Origin of the sequence: Actimicrobium sp. CCI2.3 (genome assembly GCF_035019065.1) — a bacterium.
Lineage (GTDB): Bacteria > Pseudomonadota > Gammaproteobacteria > Burkholderiales > Burkholderiaceae_D > Actimicrobium.
The window spans coordinates 1-19989 of the sequence record NZ_JASJWR010000051.1; the positions used below are offsets into that span (position 1 = coordinate 1).

Below are 19989 nucleotides of genomic sequence, written 5' to 3' on the forward strand. Positions count from 1 at the left end.
GATTCTATGCGGTCCCTGCTCAAATGATTCGCTCTTCAACCTGAAAAAGGCTTGCTTTTGAACAGAGTATCTACGCGTTTAGGCTTGCTCTGCCGCGCCGTCTTGACCGCGTTGCAATATCCACTCGATCTTCGCTCCCAGCGTTGCCATATTGAAGGGCTTTACCACATATCCGCTAGCGCCCGACCGCACCGCAGCGAGGACATTTTCCTTGCGCGCTTCAGCCGTGATGAGTAGTACGGGAATGTGCTGCAGATCGGGCTCCTTCCGGATCAATTGGAGCAATTCGAGTCCGCTCAACCCAGGCATGTTCCAGTCAGTCACCACCAGATCGAATGCCTGTTGTTGCAGCAACACGAACGCCTCGTTGCCATTATTTGCTTCTCGGAGATGGCTGTACCCCAGATCAGACAAAAACTTGACTACAAGACGGCGCATGCTCGACATGTCATCGACGACCAGAATCCGGATGGTGTTATTCATCCTCGCTGCGCCTCGACGTTGGAAATAAGAACAACCGTATTTGGAAGGAACAGGTCTGTATTCGGCTGACTGTGCCGCCCTGCAAGCTGCGGAGGTAGGGTGTGATTTGTCATGGTTAGTTTTGCCACAGCGTTCCTTTTTGAAACTATTTCAGGATGCGTATTGATGCAGACAGGTTGTCGCTAAAACCAAGTTGCCCGTCAGAATTAAAGGGCCACTTAAACTTACCAAAAAAAACCAATAGTTTCAATTAATAAATTTTTTAGTTTTGACAACCTTATTCAACCTTGACGTCATGCTTGAAAGTCAGCTCCAGAGTTCAAAACACACTTCAGGTGCGCTGAACTTGGTCACGCCATATTCCTTACCCTGTGGCAGCGAAAACAGCGCCACTGTCTGCACCAGATCGAGCGCCTCGGACTGCATGCCCGAAGCGGCGGCAGCCACCTCTTCCACCAGCGCCGCATTGTGCTGGGTTGCCTGTTCCATCAGCGTCACTGCTTTGCCGAGCTGCGTCATATCTCTGCTTTGCGCAGTGCTGGCACCACTGATCTCGCCCATGATGGCCGCGACGCAACGGATACTGCCCACCACTTCAAGCAAGGTGCTGCCAGCCTGGTCGACCAGAAGGGTGCCTTGCGTCACGCGCTCGACACTGGCATTGATGAGATGTTTGATTTCTTTGGCTGCGTCCGCTGAGCGGCTCGCCAGCAAGCGCACTTCCGTGGCGACTACCGCAAAACCGCGACCCTGCTCGCCTGCCCTGGCTGCCTCCACTGCCGCATTGAGCGCCAGAATATTGGTTTGAAAGGCAATACCGTCCATGACTTGAGTGATGTCGGCAATTCTCTTGCTGGCATCGACAATGCTTTTCATGGTGCCTGCCACCTGCGCGACCACGTTGCCACCGTTGATTGCCACCGTGCTGGCGCTGTGCGCCAGTTGATTGGCCTGACCGGCATTGTCGGCATTTTGTTTGACGGTGTTGACCAGTTGCTCCATGGAGACGGCCGCTTCTTGCAGCGTACTGGCTTGTGACTCGATACGTCCCGACAAGGTACGGTTGCGCTGGGCAATTTGTCCGGTGGTCCTGGCCACGCCTTCCGATCCCACGCGAACCGCATTAACGACCAGTGTGAGCGACGACTGCATGCGGTGTACCGCCGCTAAAACGCTGCTGTTATCGCCTTTGGGCAAGATCAGCGTCACACTGAGATCACCGCCGGCAACCCGACGCATGGCTTCGCACAGGTCGCTGGGTTCGGCACCCAATGCCGACGACAGGTGACGGGTCAGCTTGAAGCCCACTGCGCTGCCAATGACCAGCATCGATAGTGCCAGGGCGAGCAGAAGGATCATCGTTGTATCGGCTTCCTGAGAAGCGATTTTAGCCAGAGTGGTTGCATATTCTTGCTGCAGATCCATTGAGTCATCGATGGCCTTGAATAACTTCTCTTGCAACATGTGCCCGCTCCCCATCAATTGCTGATTGCCTGCAAGCGCATCACCACGATTGGCCAGGGCGATGATGTCATTGATTTCGCGGTGATAGCGTGGCCCGGTACTTTTGAGAATAGTGAGCAAGGCAATACTTTCAGGCTTGTCAATCGTGACTTCCAGCGCCGCCAGAAGCCTGTCATCGTCCGCTTGTGCGGCATCAATTTTTTTCTTTTCAGCGTCACGGATTATGGCCTGCTCGGCCATGAGAAGCGTTCGGGCTGCATTGGCAATCAAGCTAATGTTTTGCCTGTAGTCAGAGAGCTGGTTCGTTTTGACGATACGGTCATTCGCCACTTCATTCAGATACTGGTTCAGTGTGTGAATTTTGAGAGCCCCAAAAAGGGCAATCGCCATACCAAGCAACGTTAGCGCACCGAAACCGAGAGCCAGACGTGTTGCCACGCGCAGTGAATGAGGGGATGTCATCGAAGTTTCCTGATTACAAAGAGTCAGTGAGCACAGCAGACCGCAAAAAGCGCACAAGGGACGAAGAAGGAGGTTGCAATGGCTTCATGGCGACACTGCGCGAGGTTGCCATCCCCCATCAAGAAGGGGACGACGATCAGGGTTGAGCGCTATCGTTTTGGCAACCCCGCCGCCACAACGCAGTGACACGTCAGGCCAGAGGCTTTGCTACCGCGACGTTCAACCGGGTGTGCGGACTTAACTTTTCAATGGTATCTTATTTATTGAAATTAAAATATTTAATTTCAAATTTAGTATTTTAAAATAAAAATACTGAATTATTGGTATGCTTCGAATGTCGTGATGCCGTCATTCGGTGCAATGCCCTGCGGTTATTGCACCCTACGCAGGCACTGCCAGGCCACAGGAGGGTAGGTACTTTCAAGGAGCTATTTTGAAAGCATCTGGCAGATCATCCCGGCCATTTCCATCAATAAATGGCTGCCGGAGTTCATCAACTAAACCACGCATTTCAACCGGGAAGATGAGTTGGGATTTATTGTCGAACGGAAGATGTGTGAGTCGTTTTTCAATCAGTTCAGTGACAGCAAATGCTTGTCGCCTGTCTCGGTCTTTCTTTGTGGGGTCCCTGTCTGATTGGCTGCTCAAAAAAAGTTTGTAAATAGCAAATGCTCTAGGATCTGGTGCAACCATTGGGACAGGAAATCCATCTTCTCCAATCGCCGTGGCGACGAATTTGGGGCTGGCTAACATCGATTTCAAATTAACTATTTCAGATGCGGTCATTGCATCTTGCTCGGAAAGTTTTGATCGTTCGTTTTTCCAAGGTGGGATAGGGGTTGCTTTCACCAGATCGATCATGAAACCGCTACTGTTGACTGCGCAAAAAGCACTTGCGTTATATGTCTGAAAACTTTTATCAACTGACTGCAGCACAGCAAGTAGTCCACCATTACGCATCTCTGGCCCGGCTAATCTCAATGTTGATCTCGCGTCCCACATGAGATCGCAGTCAGTAGTTGCTGTCAGACCTGTGTCGAGAAGGCATCCAGCGGCGGCTTCGTAAGCATAAGCAGCGTTTGTTCCTATCACAATGAGATTACGTCCAAGAACGTTCTGTTCGTCGAGCTTGCGAAGAATGTTTGCAGTTAGTCGAGGTACTCTGGCAATTTTTCCGGCGCGTGCGCCACCAGCCAAGATCGCAAGCGAAGCGCTCAAATCTTTCAATCTCGCCTTGGTCTTTAATTTACCGGAATGAAATTTCTCATAAATGTCTTCAGTCGCTAGTGCCCTGGGACCTAAACTTCGGCCACCACCCGTTCTGTTGGTCACCCGATACAAGTAATCTTTTCCACCAATCGACTTCCATCCCATTCCTCCGGCATAAGAGGCGCGGTAATGTTCGCTAAGATGACGCCAACTCTGGTAGGTCTGGCTGATATCGATTTGTTGCCTCGATTGTAAATTTGAGAGCGCTGAAGAGTATTCCATGTTTATCTTTCAAAATTCAATTTTCATCATTTTGAAAGATAAAGCCATATAGGGCAAGGGTTTCAAGGGAAAGTCGGAATCGGTGGGTTGGTAAAACGTTCCCCGGAAATCTCCTGCTGAAATCCATTCGGTGCAATAACCGCTCCCGGCACTCAGGCCGCCACGGTATTGCCCAACTCCAGCATCTCCACCGGCACCGGCCGGCCAAACAGATATCCCTGAAAACGCCGGCAACCGTTTTCGATCAGGAAGTCGCGCTGGGCGATAGTTTCGACACCCTCGGCGATGACTGACAGGCCGAAGCTCTGCCCCATCGCAAGAATGGCGCGCACGATGACGGCATCATTGACGTGCCCGAGCAGATCACGCACGAACGAGCGATCAATCTTGACCTCGTGCAGCGGCAGGCGCTTCAGGTAGGACAGCGACGAATAGCCGGTACCGAAGTCATCCAGCGAAAAGCGCAGTCCGGCCTCGCACAAGATCGTCATTTTGTCGATCGTCAGCTCGATCTCGTCAAGCAGCAGACTCTCGGTCAACTCCAGCAACAGCCGCGACGGATCGATGCCGGTAGCCGCCACCAATGCCAGCACGCGCGGCACGAAATCATCGTCACCGAGCTGGCGCGCACTCAGGTTGACCGATAACGTCAGCTGCGCCGTGGCGCTGTTTTGCGCCCAGTCCTGCAATTGTCTGCAGGCGGTATCGAGTGCCCAATAACCGAGATCAACAATCAGGCCGGTTTCTTCTGCCAGCGTGATGAAACTGTTCGGCATCATCAGTCCTTTGACCGGATGCGCAAGCCGCATCAACGCCTCGACCCCGGTCAGTCTGCCCTCACTGTCGACCTGTGGCTGGTAGTGCAGCGCAAACCAGTTCTGTGCCAGACCTTCACGCAAGTCGGCTTCCAGCGTATTGCGCAACGTAACCCTGGCCTGCATCGCCGGATCAAAAAACAGCTGGTTGTTGCGGCCAGCGGTCTTGACATTGCCCAGTGCGAGATCGGCCCGCTTGATCAGTTCCTCCGGACTGTGCTGCTGATCGTGGAAGAACGCGATGCCGATACTGGCGGTCAGTTTGTGCGACGTGACATCGAGCAGGTAAGGCTCGGCGATGGCCTGCAGAATTCCGCGTCCGATGGCATCGACATCGATCGCCACGTCAACTGCCAACTTGCCAAGGCCTTCCAGAATGACCACGAATTCATCCCCGCCAATGCGGGCGACCGTGTCCTGTTCGCGCACGCACTCGCTGATGCGTCGTCCGGACTGCTGCACGACAATGTCCCCGGCGGCATGACCGTGGACCTCATTGAGCACTTTGAAATTATCCAGATTGATCAGCATCAATGCGCCATAAATGCCACGCCGTACACAACTGGCCATCGCATGGGTCAGGCGATCAATCATCAGGCGCCGGTTTGGCAAGCCGGTCAATACATCGAGATAAGCCAGCTTGCGGATAGTTTCTTCCGATTGCTTGAGTGTCGTGATGTCAGTGGAGAACTCACCGATCAATCGCTGACCCGCGGCCCCGACAAACGGAAAGCGGATATTTTTCCAGTAAGTCGGTGCTGCGCCGGGCCGGTTGATTTCCTCGATGCTCTCGGCTGCCATGCCGGTAGCGAGCACGACCTGATCGCTGGTCGTGCGCGCCACAGGGATATCGGCGGCGTGGCCGACGGTGTCATTCCAGCCCCGATTACCGTAGACGGTATGACCATTGCCGTCGCGGATCGAGGCGATGATTGGACTGGCATCCATGAATGCATGAAAGCGGCGCTCGCTCTCGATCAGTTTGAGTTCGGTACGACGCAATTCGGCGCGGGTGGCCGCCTCCTGCAGGGCGCGCAACAAGGTCGGCGCGAGCCGGGCCATGTTGTCCTTCATCACGTAATCATTGGCACCGGCTTTCATCGCAGCAACGGCGGTCTCTTCACCGACCGTGCCGGACAGGAGAATGAAAGGCACTTGCCCGTCGCTGGCGCGGCATAACGTCAGTGCATCCATGCCAGAAAATCCCGGCAATGAAAAATCCGAAATCACGACATCCCACGTGTGGCTCAATGCCGCCGTCAGACCGGCGGCATCCTGCACGCGCAGCGACGCGACGTCGAGTCCGGCACGCCGCAATGCGCGCAGGATCAGCAGGGCATCGTCTTCGTAATCCTCTACCAGCAGTACGCGCAACGCAACGGTCATAGCGGGTCAGTCATCGGCACCAACAGTGGCAATGACGCTGGTGGCGGACGGTTCAGCGTCAGCCAGTAGGTTGCGATGACGCGTGTCATGTCGACGAATTCACTATAGTCGATCGGTTTGACCAGATAGCTGTTGGCACCCAGCGAATAACAGGCATCAAGGTCCTGATCGAGCAGCGATGAGGTCAGCATGATCACTGGCACCAGCCGCGTACGCGGGTCGGCGCGGATCTCGCGCAGCACGCCGATGCCATCGAGGCGCGGCAGTTTCAGGTCGAGTAGCACCAGCTTCGGAAGTGGCTGGCCGGCGCGATCAGCGAACGCGTCACGGGCAAACAGGAAATCGAGCGCTTCAATTCCGTCACGCGCCACCACCATCGGATTACTCACCTGACTACGACGAAACGCGCGCAAGGTCAGCGCGGCATCGTCGGGATTATCTTCAACCAGCAATATCGGATCAGGCAGGTAAGGCATCCCGTTCCTCCTTCATGCAAAAATAAAAAGTCGCGCCATGACCAACCCGGGCTTCGGCCCAGATCTCGCCGTCGTGGCGGCGGATGATGCGCTTGACCAGCGCCAGCCCGATGCCGGTGCCCTTGAAGTCACTGACGGCGTGCAACCGCTCGAAGGTGCCGAACAGTTTTTCCGCATGCAGCATGTCGAATCCGGCACCATTGTCCGCTACAAAAAAGACCTGGTTGCCGTCGATCTCCTTGCATCCGATACGGATTTCAGGACGGTCAGTACGGCCAGTGAACTTCCACGCATTCTCGATCAGATTTTGCATCACGATCCCGATCAATCCCTTGTCGGCGCGCAGTTGCATGTTCTCGTCGATCTGCCATTGGACAGCACGAGCCGGCTGACCTTCACCGATTGTCGCGGCGATGTGATTGCACAGCTCGCTCAGGTTGATTGTCTCGGGACGGATTTCGCTGCGGGTCACCTGCGACAGCCGCAACATGTCATCAATCAACCGGCCCATCCGCTGACTCGCGATGCGGATGCGCTGCAGGGCGTCCTTGCCGTCGGCATCGAGCTTGTCGCTGTAATTTTCCAGCAGCGCCAGCGAAAAACCATCGAGGCTGCGCAATGGCGTGCGCAGATCATGAGAAACCGAGTAACTGAACGCCTTGAGTTCTTCATTGAGTGAGGCCAGTTCGAGATTCTTCAGACTCAGCGCGGCTTCGATGCGGGTACGGTCAGCGATTTCCTGATGCAGTTGCTCGTTGCTGGCGGCGAGTGCGGCAGGACTCGGCAAGGCCAACGCCAGCGGGATCAGCTTGACCAGCAAGAAAGCGGTCGGGATCGAGACCAGTGCCGTGATCGCCTTGATGCCACCGGAAAGCCAGTAAGCCGGATGCCAGACGGTCCACACTTCCATCACGTGACTGGCACCACACGCCAGGATGAACACGGCGAAGCAAATGAACATCCAGTGAAATTGCAGATCCCGCCGCTTGCGTACGAAAAACAGCAAGGTCACCGGAATCGAAAAATAGGCCAGCGCAATGAGCGAGTCGGACACCACATGCAGCCATAGCAAAGCAGGCTCCCAGAGGTAGCAATGGCCGTGCGGCATGAAATTATCAGTTGAAAAAAAACGGGAGAGGGAGTTATTCATGGGTTCTCGGGATGCGGCAGGATCCATCCCCACGCGGGGGCGGCTAAATCCGATACGTCGAAGCGGTTGGTGATCCTGGTGGAATGAGCCAAGACCGTACCATTAAAAATACCGTGTGAGCCGACATGGCGGCCTCAGACGCATGGTCATCATTGTAGAGTGACAGGAAAACTTCTAACCGAGTACTTTGCCTAGTGCAACTAAGGAAATTTCTGAGGAGCGGTTGTGTCGGTTGCCTCGAGGCTGGGTGTCCAAACACTATATTTTTACCAGGAGCCTTTCGGACTTAGGCTAGTTTGCACAAAGCGGAAAAACCGCCGCGTCATTTTTTAGCCTTATTTGAAACCTGCAACTACGCCCCCTCTACCTACCTGAACTTTTGTTCCCTTGTCCCACGAAGTCAATTTAGCCGGGTCGTGACATCCTCACAACGTCAATTCCCTGAAGGCGTCATCGTGCCCGTTCTGCGTGGCGAGCATCGCGGCAGTAAAGCCTTCTGCACTGGCGGCATGGATGTCGGCCCCAGCAGCGATTAATTCCTTGAGGGCATCAATTTGCCCTTCCTGCGCGGCGAACATCACGGCGGTAAAGCCTTTGGGACCTTTGACGTTGATGTTGGCCCTGGCATCGATCAATTCCTTGAGGGCGTCAACATGCCCTTTTCGCGCGGCGAGCATCGCGGCGGTAACGCCCTCTGCATTGATGACATCGATGTCAGCCCCGGCGGCAATCAATTCCTTGAGGACACCAGCATGTCCGTTCTGCGCGGCGAGTATGGTGGCGGAAAACCCTTTTGGCCCAATGACGTTGATGTTGGCTTTGGCGGCGATCAATTTCTTGAGGACGTCGGCATGCCCGTTCTGCGCGGCTAGCATGGTGGCGGTAACGCCTCGCTCATTGGTGGCATGGATGTCAGCGCCGACGGCAATTAATTCCACGATGGCATCAGCATGCCCGTTCTGCGCGGCTAGCATCGCGGCCGAAATGCCTAGTGGCCCTTTGACATGGATGTTGGCCTTGGCGACGATCAATTCCTTAAGGGCGATGACATGCCCGTTCTGTGCTGCGAGCATCGCGGCCGTAATGCCTCTCGGACCTTTGACATTGATGTTGGCCTTGGCGTTAATCAATTCCTTGAGGACGTCGACATGCCCGCTCTGCACGGCGAGCATCACGGCGGTAATACCTTTAGAACCTTTGACGTTGATGTCGGCATTGACAGCGATCAATTCCTTGAGCGCATCGACATGACCATTCTGCGCAGCGAGCATGACGGCAGTGACGCCCTTGGGACCTTTGACATGGATGTCAGCCTCGGCGGTGATCAACTCCTTGAGCGTGTCAGCATGCCCTCTCTGCGCCGCGAGCATGAGGGCGGTAAAGCCATGTATCTCGGTGGCATTGATGTTGGCCTTGCCAGCGATCAATGCCTTGAGCGCACTGACATGTCCATTCTGTGCGGCGAGCATCACGGCGGTAAAGCCTTGTGGGCCTTTGAAATCGATATCAGCCTCCGCGGCGATTAATTCCCTGAGGACGTCGGTATGCCCGTTATTTGCGGCGAACATCGCGGCGGTAGCGCCTTGTCTGTCGGTGACATTCATATCGGCATCGGCGGCGATCAATGTCCTGAGGACCTCGACATGGCCGTTAGTCGCGGCGAGCATTGTGGCGGTAAGACCTTCTGTGTTGGTGGCATTGATGTCGGCATTGGCGACAATCAATTCCTTGAGGGCGTCGGCATGGCCGTTAGTCGCGGCGAGCATCGCGGCAGTAAGGCCTTGCGGACCGTTGGCATGGATGTCGACCTTGGCAGTGATCAATTCCTTGAGGACCTCGGCATGACCGTTTTGCGCCGCCAGCATCGCGGCGGTAAAGCCTTCCGGATCGGTAAAGTTAATGTCGACTCCGGCATCACTGAGTGCCTTCACACCATTTTTATTATTTAAAATAACCGCCATCATCATCACAGGAACGATTTCGTGCTTATCTATTTTATTCTCATGAAACAAACCTGCACATTCCATTAACCATTCATCAGGGATATGTTGAATATTTTCAATCTCACGCTCATTCAATATATGTCGCGCAATTTCTTGCAAAATAGCGCCATGTGCTTTTGGATCAATTCCATCTTTTCCAAGCGTATGCAACATCTTTACAGGGGATATAGCCAGCAACTCCTTTCCTTTTAATTCTTCGGCACTGCCATCCTTGTCACGCCAGAATAAATTTCCCAGCATGTTGATTTCGCCATTTACTTCCCCTTCCGTCAATCTGATTGTGTCGTCATAATTAACAAGCTGTTTATTTCTCATTTCCGCCATGAAATGCCTGGCAACCAATGTCGGTTGTCGTGCAAATTGATAGGACAAGGTGTCTGGAACCTGAAGCAAATAATTCTCTGTTGGGACGTCGCCAAATTCGCTATCCAATGTCGCTTGCTTGATATCTTTGGCCCGATTAAAAATATCCGTTAATTGCTCGCCTTCAAAAGGGAGACTGATATCTCTCTGTTGTGCTTCCTTTATCTGATCAAGGTAGTTCTCCGCCATCGTTCTGGATAATAATCCAGGCTTGATTTTATCCAGTACTGTTTGCTTGCATTTTTCAAACTGCCTAATTGAAATCTCTGATTCCGCAATTCGCGCGAACTCGTCCATGCGTTCGGAAACGCCCATGTCCTTTGCCATATAGTTGAAGTAGGCGTTGACGAAATGCACCTCATTTCCCGGTTCGTACTGATGACTATTTTCGACGTGCTTTGTGATTAGTGCGTCCATCATTTGAATTTTGACGCGATGAGCAGCGCCCTTGATTCCGGCAGAGCCGTATTTCAAACTCGATAGTGCCTCTTGTAAAACCGTGAGCATGCCACCGGAGCACACACGCATTTGTGGAGCCATCGCGATCACTGCTGTGATGCGTTTTTGCAAGGCAATTTTTTCATTGCCCATTAAATTGACCAGTTCATGGAACATTTCTTTTCCGGGTCCGTACACAATCGGTTTATGCGAAGAAAAAAAATCTTCAGAAAAATCAAATAAATGGGTTTTCAATGTATCAAAGTCATCTTGAATGGAATCGGTCGCATTCTTTGAAAGGCCTGGCTCGACTTTATCGGCATTGCGTTTAACAAAACCGACGATATTATCCAGAATGGCTGCATATTCTTGCTGGCATTTGACAAAATCAGGATGCGCCATGAACTGCTGCATTGTCATCGCACGATATTTTTTGTCAGAAAAGAGAATCTGCTTGGTTTCCGGGAATCGCCGGCTGTGCGATATCGGCTTAAAAGAATTGGGATCAAAAAAAGCGGGAGTAAAAGTAGGATGAATAGTCATTTAAGTAGACTTTCTATTTAAATAATCGTCATTTTTATTTGATTGACATGAACTATTTGTACTGCAGTTTTATCTTATCGCGGGGATGCGCCCGGTGTGGGTCTGTTTGGCAGTTTTTGTATCTATGTGCACACATCCGCCATGCAAGGTATGTCGAAGAATGAAGTGATGTGCAAATTGGTGACAGAATTAAAATAAAAGGGTTCATTCCTGCGGAACACTGTCGTGCATCAGGACACCCTCCAGTTCGCTATGCGGTGTCAGCCACGGACGTTGCTGCAGCATGGTTATCGTGCTGGCATAGCCGGCCTCGCGACGCTGCCGGATTCCGCTTTCCGAAAAATCGATATCCTTTGACTGATCCTCGCCCTCCAGTCGCGGTGCGTAGAGACGGCATAAATGCATCGTGGTCGAGCAGCCCCAGGACAGCATTTCCTTGATGGCCGGATCCTGTTGCGCGTCAGGTGGCAAGTGTTTTCCAAGCAGATTGATGACGTGTCGCAAGCGATGCAGCTTGCGCTCTTCCATGACGTAATTGTCGACCCGACTGGCGTACTGGATATCTTTGCCGCGCCCCATGGCATCCCACACGCTTTGCGGGGCGTCGCCTTCCGCCAGCCACAGATGTGCGGCAAAGATCAGCGAATCGCGACGCGGGGCATCATTCATCACGGTCTCGACCGGGGTGTTGGAATACACGCCGCCATCCCAGTAAGGTTCCCCCTCCACTTCGACCGCCGGAAAAGCAGGCGGCAAGGCTCCCGATGCCATCACGGTGGCCACGCTGATCGGATCTTTGTGACTATCGAAGTAGCGCATCTTGCCAGTTTTGACATTGACCGTTCCGAGGCTCAGGCGCGTGTTGGTGGCCGTGTTGAGCCGGTTGAAATCGACCAGTTCGGCCAATGTCTCTGCCAGCGGATCGGTGCAATAGTAACCAGCCTTGTAGGTGCCGAGTGGTGCCTTGTTATTGAGCAGTGCCATCATGTTTGGCTTGAAGAAGCCATCGACGCCCTGCATGACGGTGTGCATGTTCATCACGCTTTGTGCCCACGGCATTCCCTGGCTCCATGGCATCGGGCTCGCCTGCACCAGTGTCCAGAATGCGTTGAGACGTTCGATCCGGTCTTCGGGGCGATTGCCGGCGATGATGGCAGCATTGATCGCCCCGATGGAGGTGCCGATCACCCAATCCGGTTCGATGCCGGCATCATGCAGTGCTTCGTAAACACCGACCTGATAGGCACCGAGTGCGCCACCTCCTTCAAACACCAGCACCACCTGGCCGTCATAGTCCAGACAATGAGCGGAACCTTCAGCAGAACGGATAATGTCGGCACGCAGGCCGGATTGCAGCATAATCACTTGGTTTTCTCCTTTGATGACGGGTTGATGACGTATTGATGAGGTAGTAAGGACCACGTTGATCCCTGCCGGACGTGCCCGTTCATTGCGCCGTCCAGCCGCCTTCAATCGGAATGATCGCGCCGGTGATCGAGGCGGCATCTTCGCCCGCAAGAAACAGCGACAAGGCGGCAACCTGCTCGACGGTAACGAATTGACGGGTCGGCTGTGCCGCCAGCAGCACGGTGCGCTTGACCTCGTCTTCACTGATGCCGCGGGCTTTCGCCGTGTCAGGAATCTGCTGTGCCACCAGTGGCGTGAGCACATAGCCGGGACAAATTGCATTGACCGTGATGCCTTGTTCTGCCACTTCCAGCGCCACGGTTTTGGTCAAGCCGGCGACGCCGTGTTTGGCTGCGACATAGGCAGATTTGTACGGACTTGCGACCAGTGCATGCGCCGATGCGACGTTGATGATGCGGCCCCAGCGCTTGGTTTTCATTAGCGGCAACGCAGCACGGATGGTGTGAAAAGCGGCCGACAGGTTGATGGCGATGATCGCGTTCCATTTGTCGAGCGGGAACTCGTCGACGGGAGCCACATGTTGAATACCGGCGTTGTTGACCAGGATGTCGAGTCCGCCCAGGTTGGCGTGGGTGCGCTTGATCATTGCTTCGATCTCATCGGCGCGACTCATATCAGCCCCGTCATAGTCGACCTTGATGACGAATTCATCGGCCAGATTTGCACGCAAGGCGGCAATATCATCCGGGTTGCCAAATCTGTTCAGGACAATATCGCAGCCGGCGGCGGCAAAGCCGCGCGCTATGCCAAGGCCGATGCCGCTGGTTGATCCAGTGATCAGTGCTACTTTTTTATGCAACATGTTTTTCTCCACGGTGAAGGGTTTAAGAAACGCAACGCGATGGACAACGCGATATCAAGGTGACCGGACTTCTGGCTGCTTGTCTTGCTCAACGCTGCGCTCAAAGCGGAAATGGGTGATGTCCGGACGAAAAAACATGCCCCAGGTCCATTCGATAAAGACGCGGAATTTGCGGCCTGCAGTAGGCATTTGCGACAAGTAATACGCACGCCATAACAACCACGCGGGCAGACCAGTCAGCTTGATGCCCGCGAGTTCCGCCACACCTTTGTGATGGCCAACGGTCGCCATCATGCCGCGCGAGCGGTAATCGAACGGTTGGGTCCGCTCGCCGCGCAGCACTGCCAGCAACTGCCGGGTCAGGTGTTTTGCTTCGGCGACGGCGAACTGCGCGGTCGGGATCGCATACTCGCCATTGGGCAGCGGAATCTGCGCGCAATCGCCAATCGCCCACACCGACGCCGGACCCACCACGGAACAATCCGCACGGCAGACGATGCGCCCGCGCTCCAGCGTCACGCCTTGCAAAACCTCGGTCAGTGCATTGGCACGCGTGCCGATTGTTGCGATTGCCGTCGCCGTGGGAATCGACTCACCCGACTGCAACTGCACCTGTTTGGCGTCAATCCGGCTAGCCGAAGTATTCAAGCGCACGGCTACGCCACGCTGCATCAGTGACGTTGTTGCCGCCAGTCCCAGTGCTTCGGGCAATTGCGGCAACAGGATCGCGCCGTCATGCAGCAGCGAGATGGCCAGTTCGTCGGCTTTGACGCGCGGATAGTATTGGCAGATACCGTGCAACACGTCGGCCAGCGCACCGGCCACTTCGACCCCGGAAAAACCGCCGCCAATCACGACGAAATGTCCGAGTGTGCGGCGGGCATCCGGATCGGGTTCGAGCTCCATCTGGGCCAGGCGCCGCAACACCAGATTGCGCACATGAATTGCGTCGCCGAGGGTCTTCAATACGTGGCCATGATCGACCATGCCGGGAATCAGGTCGCACCTGGCACGATTGCCAAAGGCGAACACCAGATGGTCGTAGGGCAAGGTGAGTGGCCCTTGCAAACTACTGGTGTGCAGCAACCGCGCCGCGAAATCGACCGCATTGACCCGCCCCATCACGAAGCGCGCACCACGCGTGAATTCACGCAACGGTGCCACGACATGTTCGGGAAAGACGGCGGCACCAACCACTTCAGCGAGCAATGGATTGAAGGTCGTATAGCTCTCCTCGCTGATTAGCGTGACCTCGACGTCGTTTTCGCGCGCGCTGGCAAGCTGGCGTATCAGTGCTGCACCCGCGAAGCCGCCCCCGACAACGATGATTTTTTTGATTGTTGACCTCATTGTTGACCTCATTATTGACCTCATTGAGCCTGTGACTTTTCTATCGTCGCACCACCTAGCCATTCCTTACAGGGGCATTGAATACCCGATGTTTGATCGCCGACAAAAATTACCGGAATACCGTGTAAGGCCGCTAACCGACTGGCGACAATGGAGGGCGTAACAGGCATCGCGCTGGTCTGGCGTCTGGCACGCAATTACCCATCCATTTACACAAAAGGAGGTTTAGTCATGAAGGCAACGTTACTGAAATTAAAACCGGGCACCTTGGCAATCGGATTGACGCTGGCGGTCTGTGCCAACGCATTCGCTGCAGGATGCCCTTCGGGCAAGGAAGGCAACAATGCGCTGCCCGGTGCGCCGACCGCGCCTGCCGGTGTGACCGATACCGAACTCGCGGCAATCGATCTGTCAAAAGAAAACGTGAAATTGAGCGAGCGTCGGCTGCGTCTGCGCAAGATGACGATTGCGCCCGACGGCATCGTACCGCTGCACAGTCATGCCGACCGTCCGGCACTGATCCGGGTTGACTCCGGTGAGATTGTTGAAAATAACAGCAAATGCACGGTCCCCATCCTGCACAAGGCCGGTGATATCGCCAAAGAGTTTTTAGGCACCAGGCACTGGTGGAAGAACGACAGTGGCAAGCCGGTCGAACTCACGATCACCGATATCGTGAACGACAAAAAAGCCGATCCAATGAAAGACATGATGTAAGCAATACCGCTATCACACTGCGCTCCCAGGCCGTGCGCGGCGCGGTTTGACTACAACTTATTCAATGGATAAACGCCATGATGCAGATCAGTCTGAACAGTGCCGTCTTTGGTATCGCCGTGCTATTGACCGCAGTGATGGGTTTTGCGGTGCAACGTGGAGCCACCTGCACCGTCGCCGCTGTCGATGAACTCGTCGGACAACACCGGTACACGCGCCTGCTCGCCATGCTCGAAGCATCACTGTGGGTCGCTGGTGGGCTGTTGATTGCCTCGACGCTGCATCTGACGATGCGCATGCCCACCGGGTTTGCCGTCTCTTGGATGATTGTGGCCGGCGGCGTGTTGCTCGGCCTGGGCGCATTCGTCAACAAGGCCTGCGTGTTCGGCGCGATCGCGCGGTTGAGCAACGGCGAGTGGAGTTATGTCGCCACGCCATTGGGATTTTTTGCTGGTTGCGCACTCCTGCAAGGGCTGCCGATATCGCCTCAACGGATGAACTCGACATCGCCGGTGTTTGAGATGGCGCAATGGACGGTGTGGTTGTTTGTTGCCTTCATGCTCACCAGAATTACCATGGCGATCTGGCAGGCGCGCAGCGATGCCACACAGTGGTTCACCAGATCACGCTGGACACCGGGTGCCGCGACGATTGTGATCGGGATCGCTTTTGTTTTGCTGCTGATCTTGCTGGGCGGCAGTTGGGCCTACACCGATGTGCTCGCCGAACTGTCGATGGGAAAATCCGACAACCTCACCTGGCGCTTGCTGCTGTTACTGGCCTTGTATGCTGGCGCGCTGCTGGGCGGCTACACGGCTGGCCATTGGCGAGCTGTGCCTCCCGACGGTCGGCAGGTGCTACGCTGTTTTTTTGGCGGCTTGCTGATGGGAATGGGTAGCCTGCTGATTCCAGGCTCGAACGATGGACTGGTCTTGCTCGGCATGCCCTTGCTTTATGCACACGCCTGGCTGGCGTTCCTGACGATGTGCATGACCATCGCCGTTGCGATGAAATTGAAGTCACCATGATGCGAACCACGTCTACGCATCATGCGGTAACAACGCGTGCTGATGACCCGAGATCACTTGCGCTTGGCACCACACTGAAATCACGCCGTGATCACATACCCGGCACGTCCCTGCCCTGCCCGCGCTGCGACGCCAGCACGATTTCCTTGCGCAATTCGGTCAGCTTCGCGTCCAGACGACGCTGGTTTTGCGGGCCCACACGCAACATGATTTTCTGTCCGGACGACAGCGCTTTCAATGCTGGATCGGTGAACTCGTAACGCACCCATGGTTGCAGCGACGGGACGGGTCCCTTCACTTCAAGCAGGCTGACTGCCAGTTCTCCGGTTGGTTTGGGCGTTGCCAGCAACTGGTCGATGATGGCCACCAGACGATCATTGAAGTAGCGCTTCGGAAAGCCGAGCTCGACGTACGCTTGCTGGAATAACGGATACAGGCGCACATAAACGGCGACGGCCTTGCGGCTGTCAACTGCTTCGACGAACGAAACAAACGGACTGTAGCGCGCACTGTTGTCGGTGCTGATGGCCTCGCCGTTGGCACTTGGCGTCGTTGTGAAACGTCCCGGTGTCGGATGTACCGGCCAGACAGCCTTCGGTGCTTGCGCCCGACCCAGATTGTCGACCGTCGCAACGACGTGGCGCACAAAGCCGGCAGGAATTACCCAGGTAACAAAATCCTTGCGCTGGAATAGCCCTTGCAGTTCCTTGTCGACGAACGGATCAGACTCGGCCAGTGCGGGTAAAACCTTGTCTGGCGTTGGTGCTGGTACGGCGGCCTCGGTGGGCTCAAGCGGAAACTTGGTAACGGGTTCGGCAGGTGCGAGCGGCTTGGAAGCGTCAGCAGGATCAGGCATCGCCGGTTCGACGGAAGCCAGCGGAGGGATAGGCGGTGGCGCAGCAATGTCGTGTACGGTTTCGACGCGGCCGCTTTGCGACCACACGTACAAAGCGCCGGCACCAACCGCGACGACAATCAGCGCCACGATCAGGCGGGAAGGTTTTTTCTTCATGGATTCTTACCGATGCAAAGTGGTTATAGCCAGTGACCTTACCATCTGATGTCCGGCGGTGCGGATTGTTGGAGAGTATTGGGGAAGATTGAGCGAGTTCAACTGTCCCGGCTACCGCAGTGCGACTCACACAAGACCGGCTTATTGGAAGTCAGTAGATAATGGGTGCCTCGTTATTTCCCGCACCATAAGGATTCCATGACATTGCCATTTCCCGCCCGCGCCGCCGTCACGCTGCGCACCGTATTTTTTGCCCTTGCCCAAGCGGTGTTCCTGCTGACGACAATCGGTGCCACGATGGCACACGCCGCAGACTTAAAACTAGGCCTCGCCGCCGACGTCTCCTCGCTCGATCCGCATTACCTCAACATTGCCCCGAACATTGCGCTGTCGTCACACCTGTTCGATGCGCTCGTCAACGTCGATGCCAGCGGCAAGCTGATTCCGGGACTGGCCTTGTCCTGGCGCGCGGTCGATGCCACCACCTGGGAATTCAAGCTGCGTCCCGGCGTGAAGTTTCATGACGGCTCGCCATTCACGGTCGAGGATGCGATTTTTTCACTTGACCGCCCGGCAACGCTCACCAAAAGCCCGGGGCCTTTTACCAGTTACACCCGCCAGATCGTGGACAAACAAGCAGTGGATGCGCTGACGCTGCGTCTGACTACAGCCACCCCTTATGGCCCACTGCCATTGGATGTCTCGACCATCTTCATCGTCTCGAAAACAATCACGGAGAACGCCTCCACCGAGGATTTCAACAGCGGCAAGGCTGTCGTTGGTACCGGGCCGTTCAAGTTCGTCAGTTTCTTGCGGGGTAACAAAGTTGAACTGTCACGTAACCCGGATTACTGGGGTGAAAAGGCGGTGTGGGACAAGGTCACGTTGCGTGTCATCGCCAATAACGCCTCGCGTACCGCCGCCCTGCTTGCCGGTGACGTCGACGCCATTGAATCGGTACCAACGCCAGATATCGCGCGCATCAAGCGCAATCCTGATTTCCGGCTGGAGCAGCGGGTGTCGTGGCGTACCATTTTCTGGACCGTGGATCAGGCTGACCATTCCTCCCCGGATGTCACCGATCTGAATGGCAAACCGCTGGCAACCAATCCGTTGCGCGACCCTCGTGTCCGACTGGCCATGTCGAAGGCAATCAATCGCCAAGCGGTGGTATCCCGGGTCATGGAAGGCCTGGCACAACCCGCCTCGAACGTGGTCGCGCCCGGTATCCTGGGCTATAACGATGCGATCAAGGTGCAAGCCTACGATCCTGCCGGCGCCAAAAAATTGCTGGCAGAAGCAGGCTATCCGAACGGATTCGGACTGACTTTGCACGGACCGAACAACCGCTACATCAACGATGAACAACTGATTCAGACCGTGGCGCAATTCTTCAGCCGGATCGGCATCCGCACCAAGGTCGTGACCTTGCCACTCGCGGTGTATTTCGGTCGTGCCAAAGCCAGTGAATTCAGCGTGGCTTTGTTGGGATGGGGAACGCTGGCCGGCGATTTTGGCTTGCGCTCACTGGTCGGCACCACCAATCCACAAACCGGATGGGGCTCCTGGAACTGGGGTAATTACAGCAACCCGAAGGTTGACACGCTGATCCGCTCTTCGCTGGCATCGGTCGATCCAACCGAACGCAACAACTTTGCGCGCCAGGCCGCCGGCATCGCGCTGCAGGAAAACGCAGTCATCCCGATGCACCATCAAATCGCCACCTGGGCGATGCGCAGTGGCTTGCGATATGCGGCGCGGGTGGATGAATTCACTTTTGCGCATCAGTTCAAGCCTCAGTGATGGGGTTGGTCTGGTATTGATCATTAAAGTGGCATATCGCGATTGGAAAAGAACAATCCACCAAATCGATGGCTGTGCCGAAGCAGAATAAAAAATCATTTAAAAATATCATGGCGGTTACAAGATAATTGAGTATTCGCAGATTTTTTAATAGGTAGGAAATGAGCAAGCACTATACCGAGATCAGTAAGTATTTAAGTTTTGTGTTGCGACATCAACCGGGTGCCATAGGTATCACGCTTGATACTGAAGGATGGGTGGATATTACGGTATTGATTGCCGCTGCCGCCAAAATTGGCAAGACGCTAGCTATTGATGTGATTCGGGAAGTGGTTGCAACAAGCGACAAAAAGCGGTTTGCGATTTCCGAAGACGGGTTACGTATTCGAGCCGTTCAGGGGCACTCTACTCAACATGTTGATATTAATTATATTGAGCAAGTGCCACCTGACTTTCTTTATCATGGTACGGCGACACGTTTTCTGGATTCTATTTATGAACAAGGATTAATATCCGGCTCACGACATTATGTGCATCTGTCACAGGACAAGCAAACGGCGCTCGCTGTTGGAAGTCGACACGGGCAGCCTGCTGTTCTTACGATTAAGGCTTTGCTGATGCATGAGCAGGGTTTCAAGTTTTTCAGGGCTGAGAATGGGGTTTGGTTGACGAGTGTGATTCCTGTTGAATTCATTTTTTAAGAAGACTAAATCGTAGGGTGCAATAACCGAAGGGCATTGCACCGACCTGTCTCTTATACACATCTGACGCTGCC

General features: G+C 54.7%; 15 protein-coding genes. 4 read left to right on the plus strand and 11 right to left on the minus strand.

Features of this window, described 5'->3' with window-relative positions; all coding sequences use genetic code 11:
- Positions 1-78 precede the first annotated feature (78 nt).
- The 10 genes from QN370_RS19555 to QN370_RS19600 all read right to left on the minus strand — a co-directional run bounded on the left by QN370_RS19555 (position 79) and on the right by QN370_RS19600 (position 14654).
- Entirely contained in the window at positions 79-483 is a 405-nt protein-coding gene (locus QN370_RS19555; protein ID WP_322127351.1) for a response regulator, read from the minus strand.
- 306 nt (positions 484-789) lie between these two features.
- Positions 790-2409, minus strand: a complete 1620-nt coding sequence (locus QN370_RS19560; RefSeq protein WP_322127350.1) for a methyl-accepting chemotaxis protein — start codon at positions 2407-2409, stop codon at positions 790-792.
- A 420-nt stretch (positions 2410-2829) separates the two neighbouring features.
- A complete protein-coding gene (locus QN370_RS19565) occupies positions 2830-3900 on the minus strand; it encodes a GSU2403 family nucleotidyltransferase fold protein (protein ID WP_322127349.1) in 1071 nt (356 codons plus the stop codon).
- Positions 3901-4052: 152 nt separating this feature from the next.
- Positions 4053-6101 carry a putative bifunctional diguanylate cyclase/phosphodiesterase gene (locus tag QN370_RS19570; protein WP_322127348.1) on the minus strand — a complete coding sequence of 683 codons (2049 nt, stop codon included), beginning with the start codon at positions 6099-6101 and terminating at the stop codon, positions 4053-4055.
- Complete coding sequence (locus tag QN370_RS19575) at positions 6098-6577, minus strand: response regulator (RefSeq protein ID WP_322127347.1); 480 nt, start codon at positions 6575-6577, stop codon at positions 6098-6100. The genes QN370_RS19570 and QN370_RS19575 overlap by 4 nt, the downstream gene beginning before the upstream one ends.
- Positions 6561-7727, minus strand: a complete 1167-nt coding sequence (locus QN370_RS19580; protein WP_322127346.1) for a sensor histidine kinase — start codon at positions 7725-7727, stop codon at positions 6561-6563. The genes QN370_RS19575 and QN370_RS19580 overlap by 17 nt, the downstream gene beginning before the upstream one ends.
- A gap of 425 nt (positions 7728-8152) precedes the next feature.
- A complete protein-coding gene (locus QN370_RS19585) occupies positions 8153-11074 on the minus strand; it encodes an ankyrin repeat domain-containing protein (protein WP_322127345.1) in 2922 nt (973 codons plus the stop codon).
- Positions 11075-11278: 204 nt separating this feature from the next.
- Positions 11279-12433 carry a patatin-like phospholipase family protein gene (locus tag QN370_RS19590; protein ID WP_322129130.1) on the minus strand — a complete coding sequence of 385 codons (1155 nt, stop codon included), beginning with the start codon at positions 12431-12433 and terminating at the stop codon, positions 11279-11281.
- A gap of 88 nt (positions 12434-12521) precedes the next feature.
- A complete protein-coding gene (locus QN370_RS19595) occupies positions 12522-13304 on the minus strand; it encodes a 3-hydroxybutyrate dehydrogenase (RefSeq protein WP_322127344.1) in 783 nt (260 codons plus the stop codon).
- A gap of 54 nt (positions 13305-13358) precedes the next feature.
- Positions 13359-14654, minus strand: coding sequence for an NAD(P)/FAD-dependent oxidoreductase (locus QN370_RS19600; RefSeq protein WP_322127343.1), 1296 nt, complete (start codon positions 14652-14654; stop codon positions 13359-13361).
- 231 nt (positions 14655-14885) lie between these two features.
- Between QN370_RS19600 and QN370_RS19605 the strand changes: the two genes are divergently transcribed.
- Both QN370_RS19605 and QN370_RS19610 read left to right on the plus strand, forming a co-directional pair.
- Entirely contained in the window at positions 14886-15371 is a 486-nt protein-coding gene (locus QN370_RS19605; protein ID WP_322127342.1) for a cupin, read from the plus strand.
- 77 nt (positions 15372-15448) lie between these two features.
- The gene (locus QN370_RS19610) at positions 15449-16399 is read left to right on the plus strand and encodes a YeeE/YedE thiosulfate transporter family protein (RefSeq protein ID WP_322127341.1); all 951 of its coding nucleotides are present in this window, start codon (positions 15449-15451) and stop codon (positions 16397-16399) included.
- A gap of 91 nt (positions 16400-16490) precedes the next feature.
- Here the strand turns inward: QN370_RS19610 and QN370_RS19615 are convergent, their stop codons facing one another.
- Entirely contained in the window at positions 16491-17411 is a 921-nt protein-coding gene (locus tag QN370_RS19615) for a DUF3014 domain-containing protein (protein WP_322127340.1), read from the minus strand.
- A gap of 198 nt (positions 17412-17609) precedes the next feature.
- Between QN370_RS19615 and QN370_RS19620 the strand changes: the two genes are divergently transcribed.
- On the plus strand, positions 17610-19214 hold the full coding sequence (locus QN370_RS19620; RefSeq protein ID WP_322127339.1) for an ABC transporter substrate-binding protein: 1605 nt from the start codon (positions 17610-17612) through the stop codon (positions 19212-19214).
- 161 nt (positions 19215-19375) lie between these two features.
- Positions 19376-19915 (plus strand): RNA 2'-phosphotransferase, encoded by a 540-nt coding sequence (locus QN370_RS19625; RefSeq protein ID WP_322127338.1) that lies wholly within the window; start codon positions 19376-19378, stop codon positions 19913-19915.
- Positions 19916-19989 lie beyond the last annotated feature (74 nt).

Bases quoted from the DNA above. Each gene is read 5' to 3' on its own strand.
- QN370_RS19595 (WP_322127344.1), bottom strand. From the start codon at position 13,304: ATGTTGCATAAAAAAGTAGCACTGATCACTGGATCAACCAGCGGCATC.
- QN370_RS19605 (WP_322127342.1), top strand. From the start codon at position 14,886: ATGAAGGCAACGTTACTGAAATTAAAACCGGGCACCTTGGCAATCGGA.
- QN370_RS19560 (WP_322127350.1), bottom strand. From the start codon at position 2,409: ATGACATCCCCTCATTCACTGCGCGTGGCAACACGTCTGGCTCTCGGT.
- QN370_RS19620 (WP_322127339.1), top strand. From the start codon at position 17,610: ATGACATTGCCATTTCCCGCCCGCGCCGCCGTCACGCTGCGCACCGTA.
- QN370_RS19585 (WP_322127345.1), bottom strand. From the start codon at position 11,074: ATGACTATTCATCCTACTTTTACTCCCGCTTTTTTTGATCCCAATTCT.
- QN370_RS19580 (WP_322127346.1), bottom strand. From the start codon at position 7,727: ATGAATAACTCCCTCTCCCGTTTTTTTTCAACTGATAATTTCATGCCG.
- QN370_RS19615 (WP_322127340.1), bottom strand. From the start codon at position 17,411: ATGAAGAAAAAACCTTCCCGCCTGATCGTGGCGCTGATTGTCGTCGCG.
- QN370_RS19555 (WP_322127351.1), bottom strand. From the start codon at position 483: ATGAATAACACCATCCGGATTCTGGTCGTCGATGACATGTCGAGCATG.
- QN370_RS19625 (WP_322127338.1), top strand. From the start codon at position 19,376: ATGAGCAAGCACTATACCGAGATCAGTAAGTATTTAAGTTTTGTGTTG.
- QN370_RS19590 (WP_322129130.1), bottom strand. From the start codon at position 12,433: ATGCTGCAATCCGGCCTGCGTGCCGACATTATCCGTTCTGCTGAAGGT.
- QN370_RS19575 (WP_322127347.1), bottom strand. From the start codon at position 6,577: ATGCCTTACCTGCCTGATCCGATATTGCTGGTTGAAGATAATCCCGAC.
- QN370_RS19570 (WP_322127348.1), bottom strand. From the start codon at position 6,101: ATGACCGTTGCGTTGCGCGTACTGCTGGTAGAGGATTACGAAGACGAT.
- QN370_RS19600 (WP_322127343.1), bottom strand. From the start codon at position 14,654: ATGAGGTCAACAATCAAAAAAATCATCGTTGTCGGGGGCGGCTTCGCG.
- QN370_RS19565 (WP_322127349.1), bottom strand. From the start codon at position 3,900: ATGGAATACTCTTCAGCGCTCTCAAATTTACAATCGAGGCAACAAATC.
- QN370_RS19610 (WP_322127341.1), top strand. From the start codon at position 15,449: ATGATGCAGATCAGTCTGAACAGTGCCGTCTTTGGTATCGCCGTGCTA.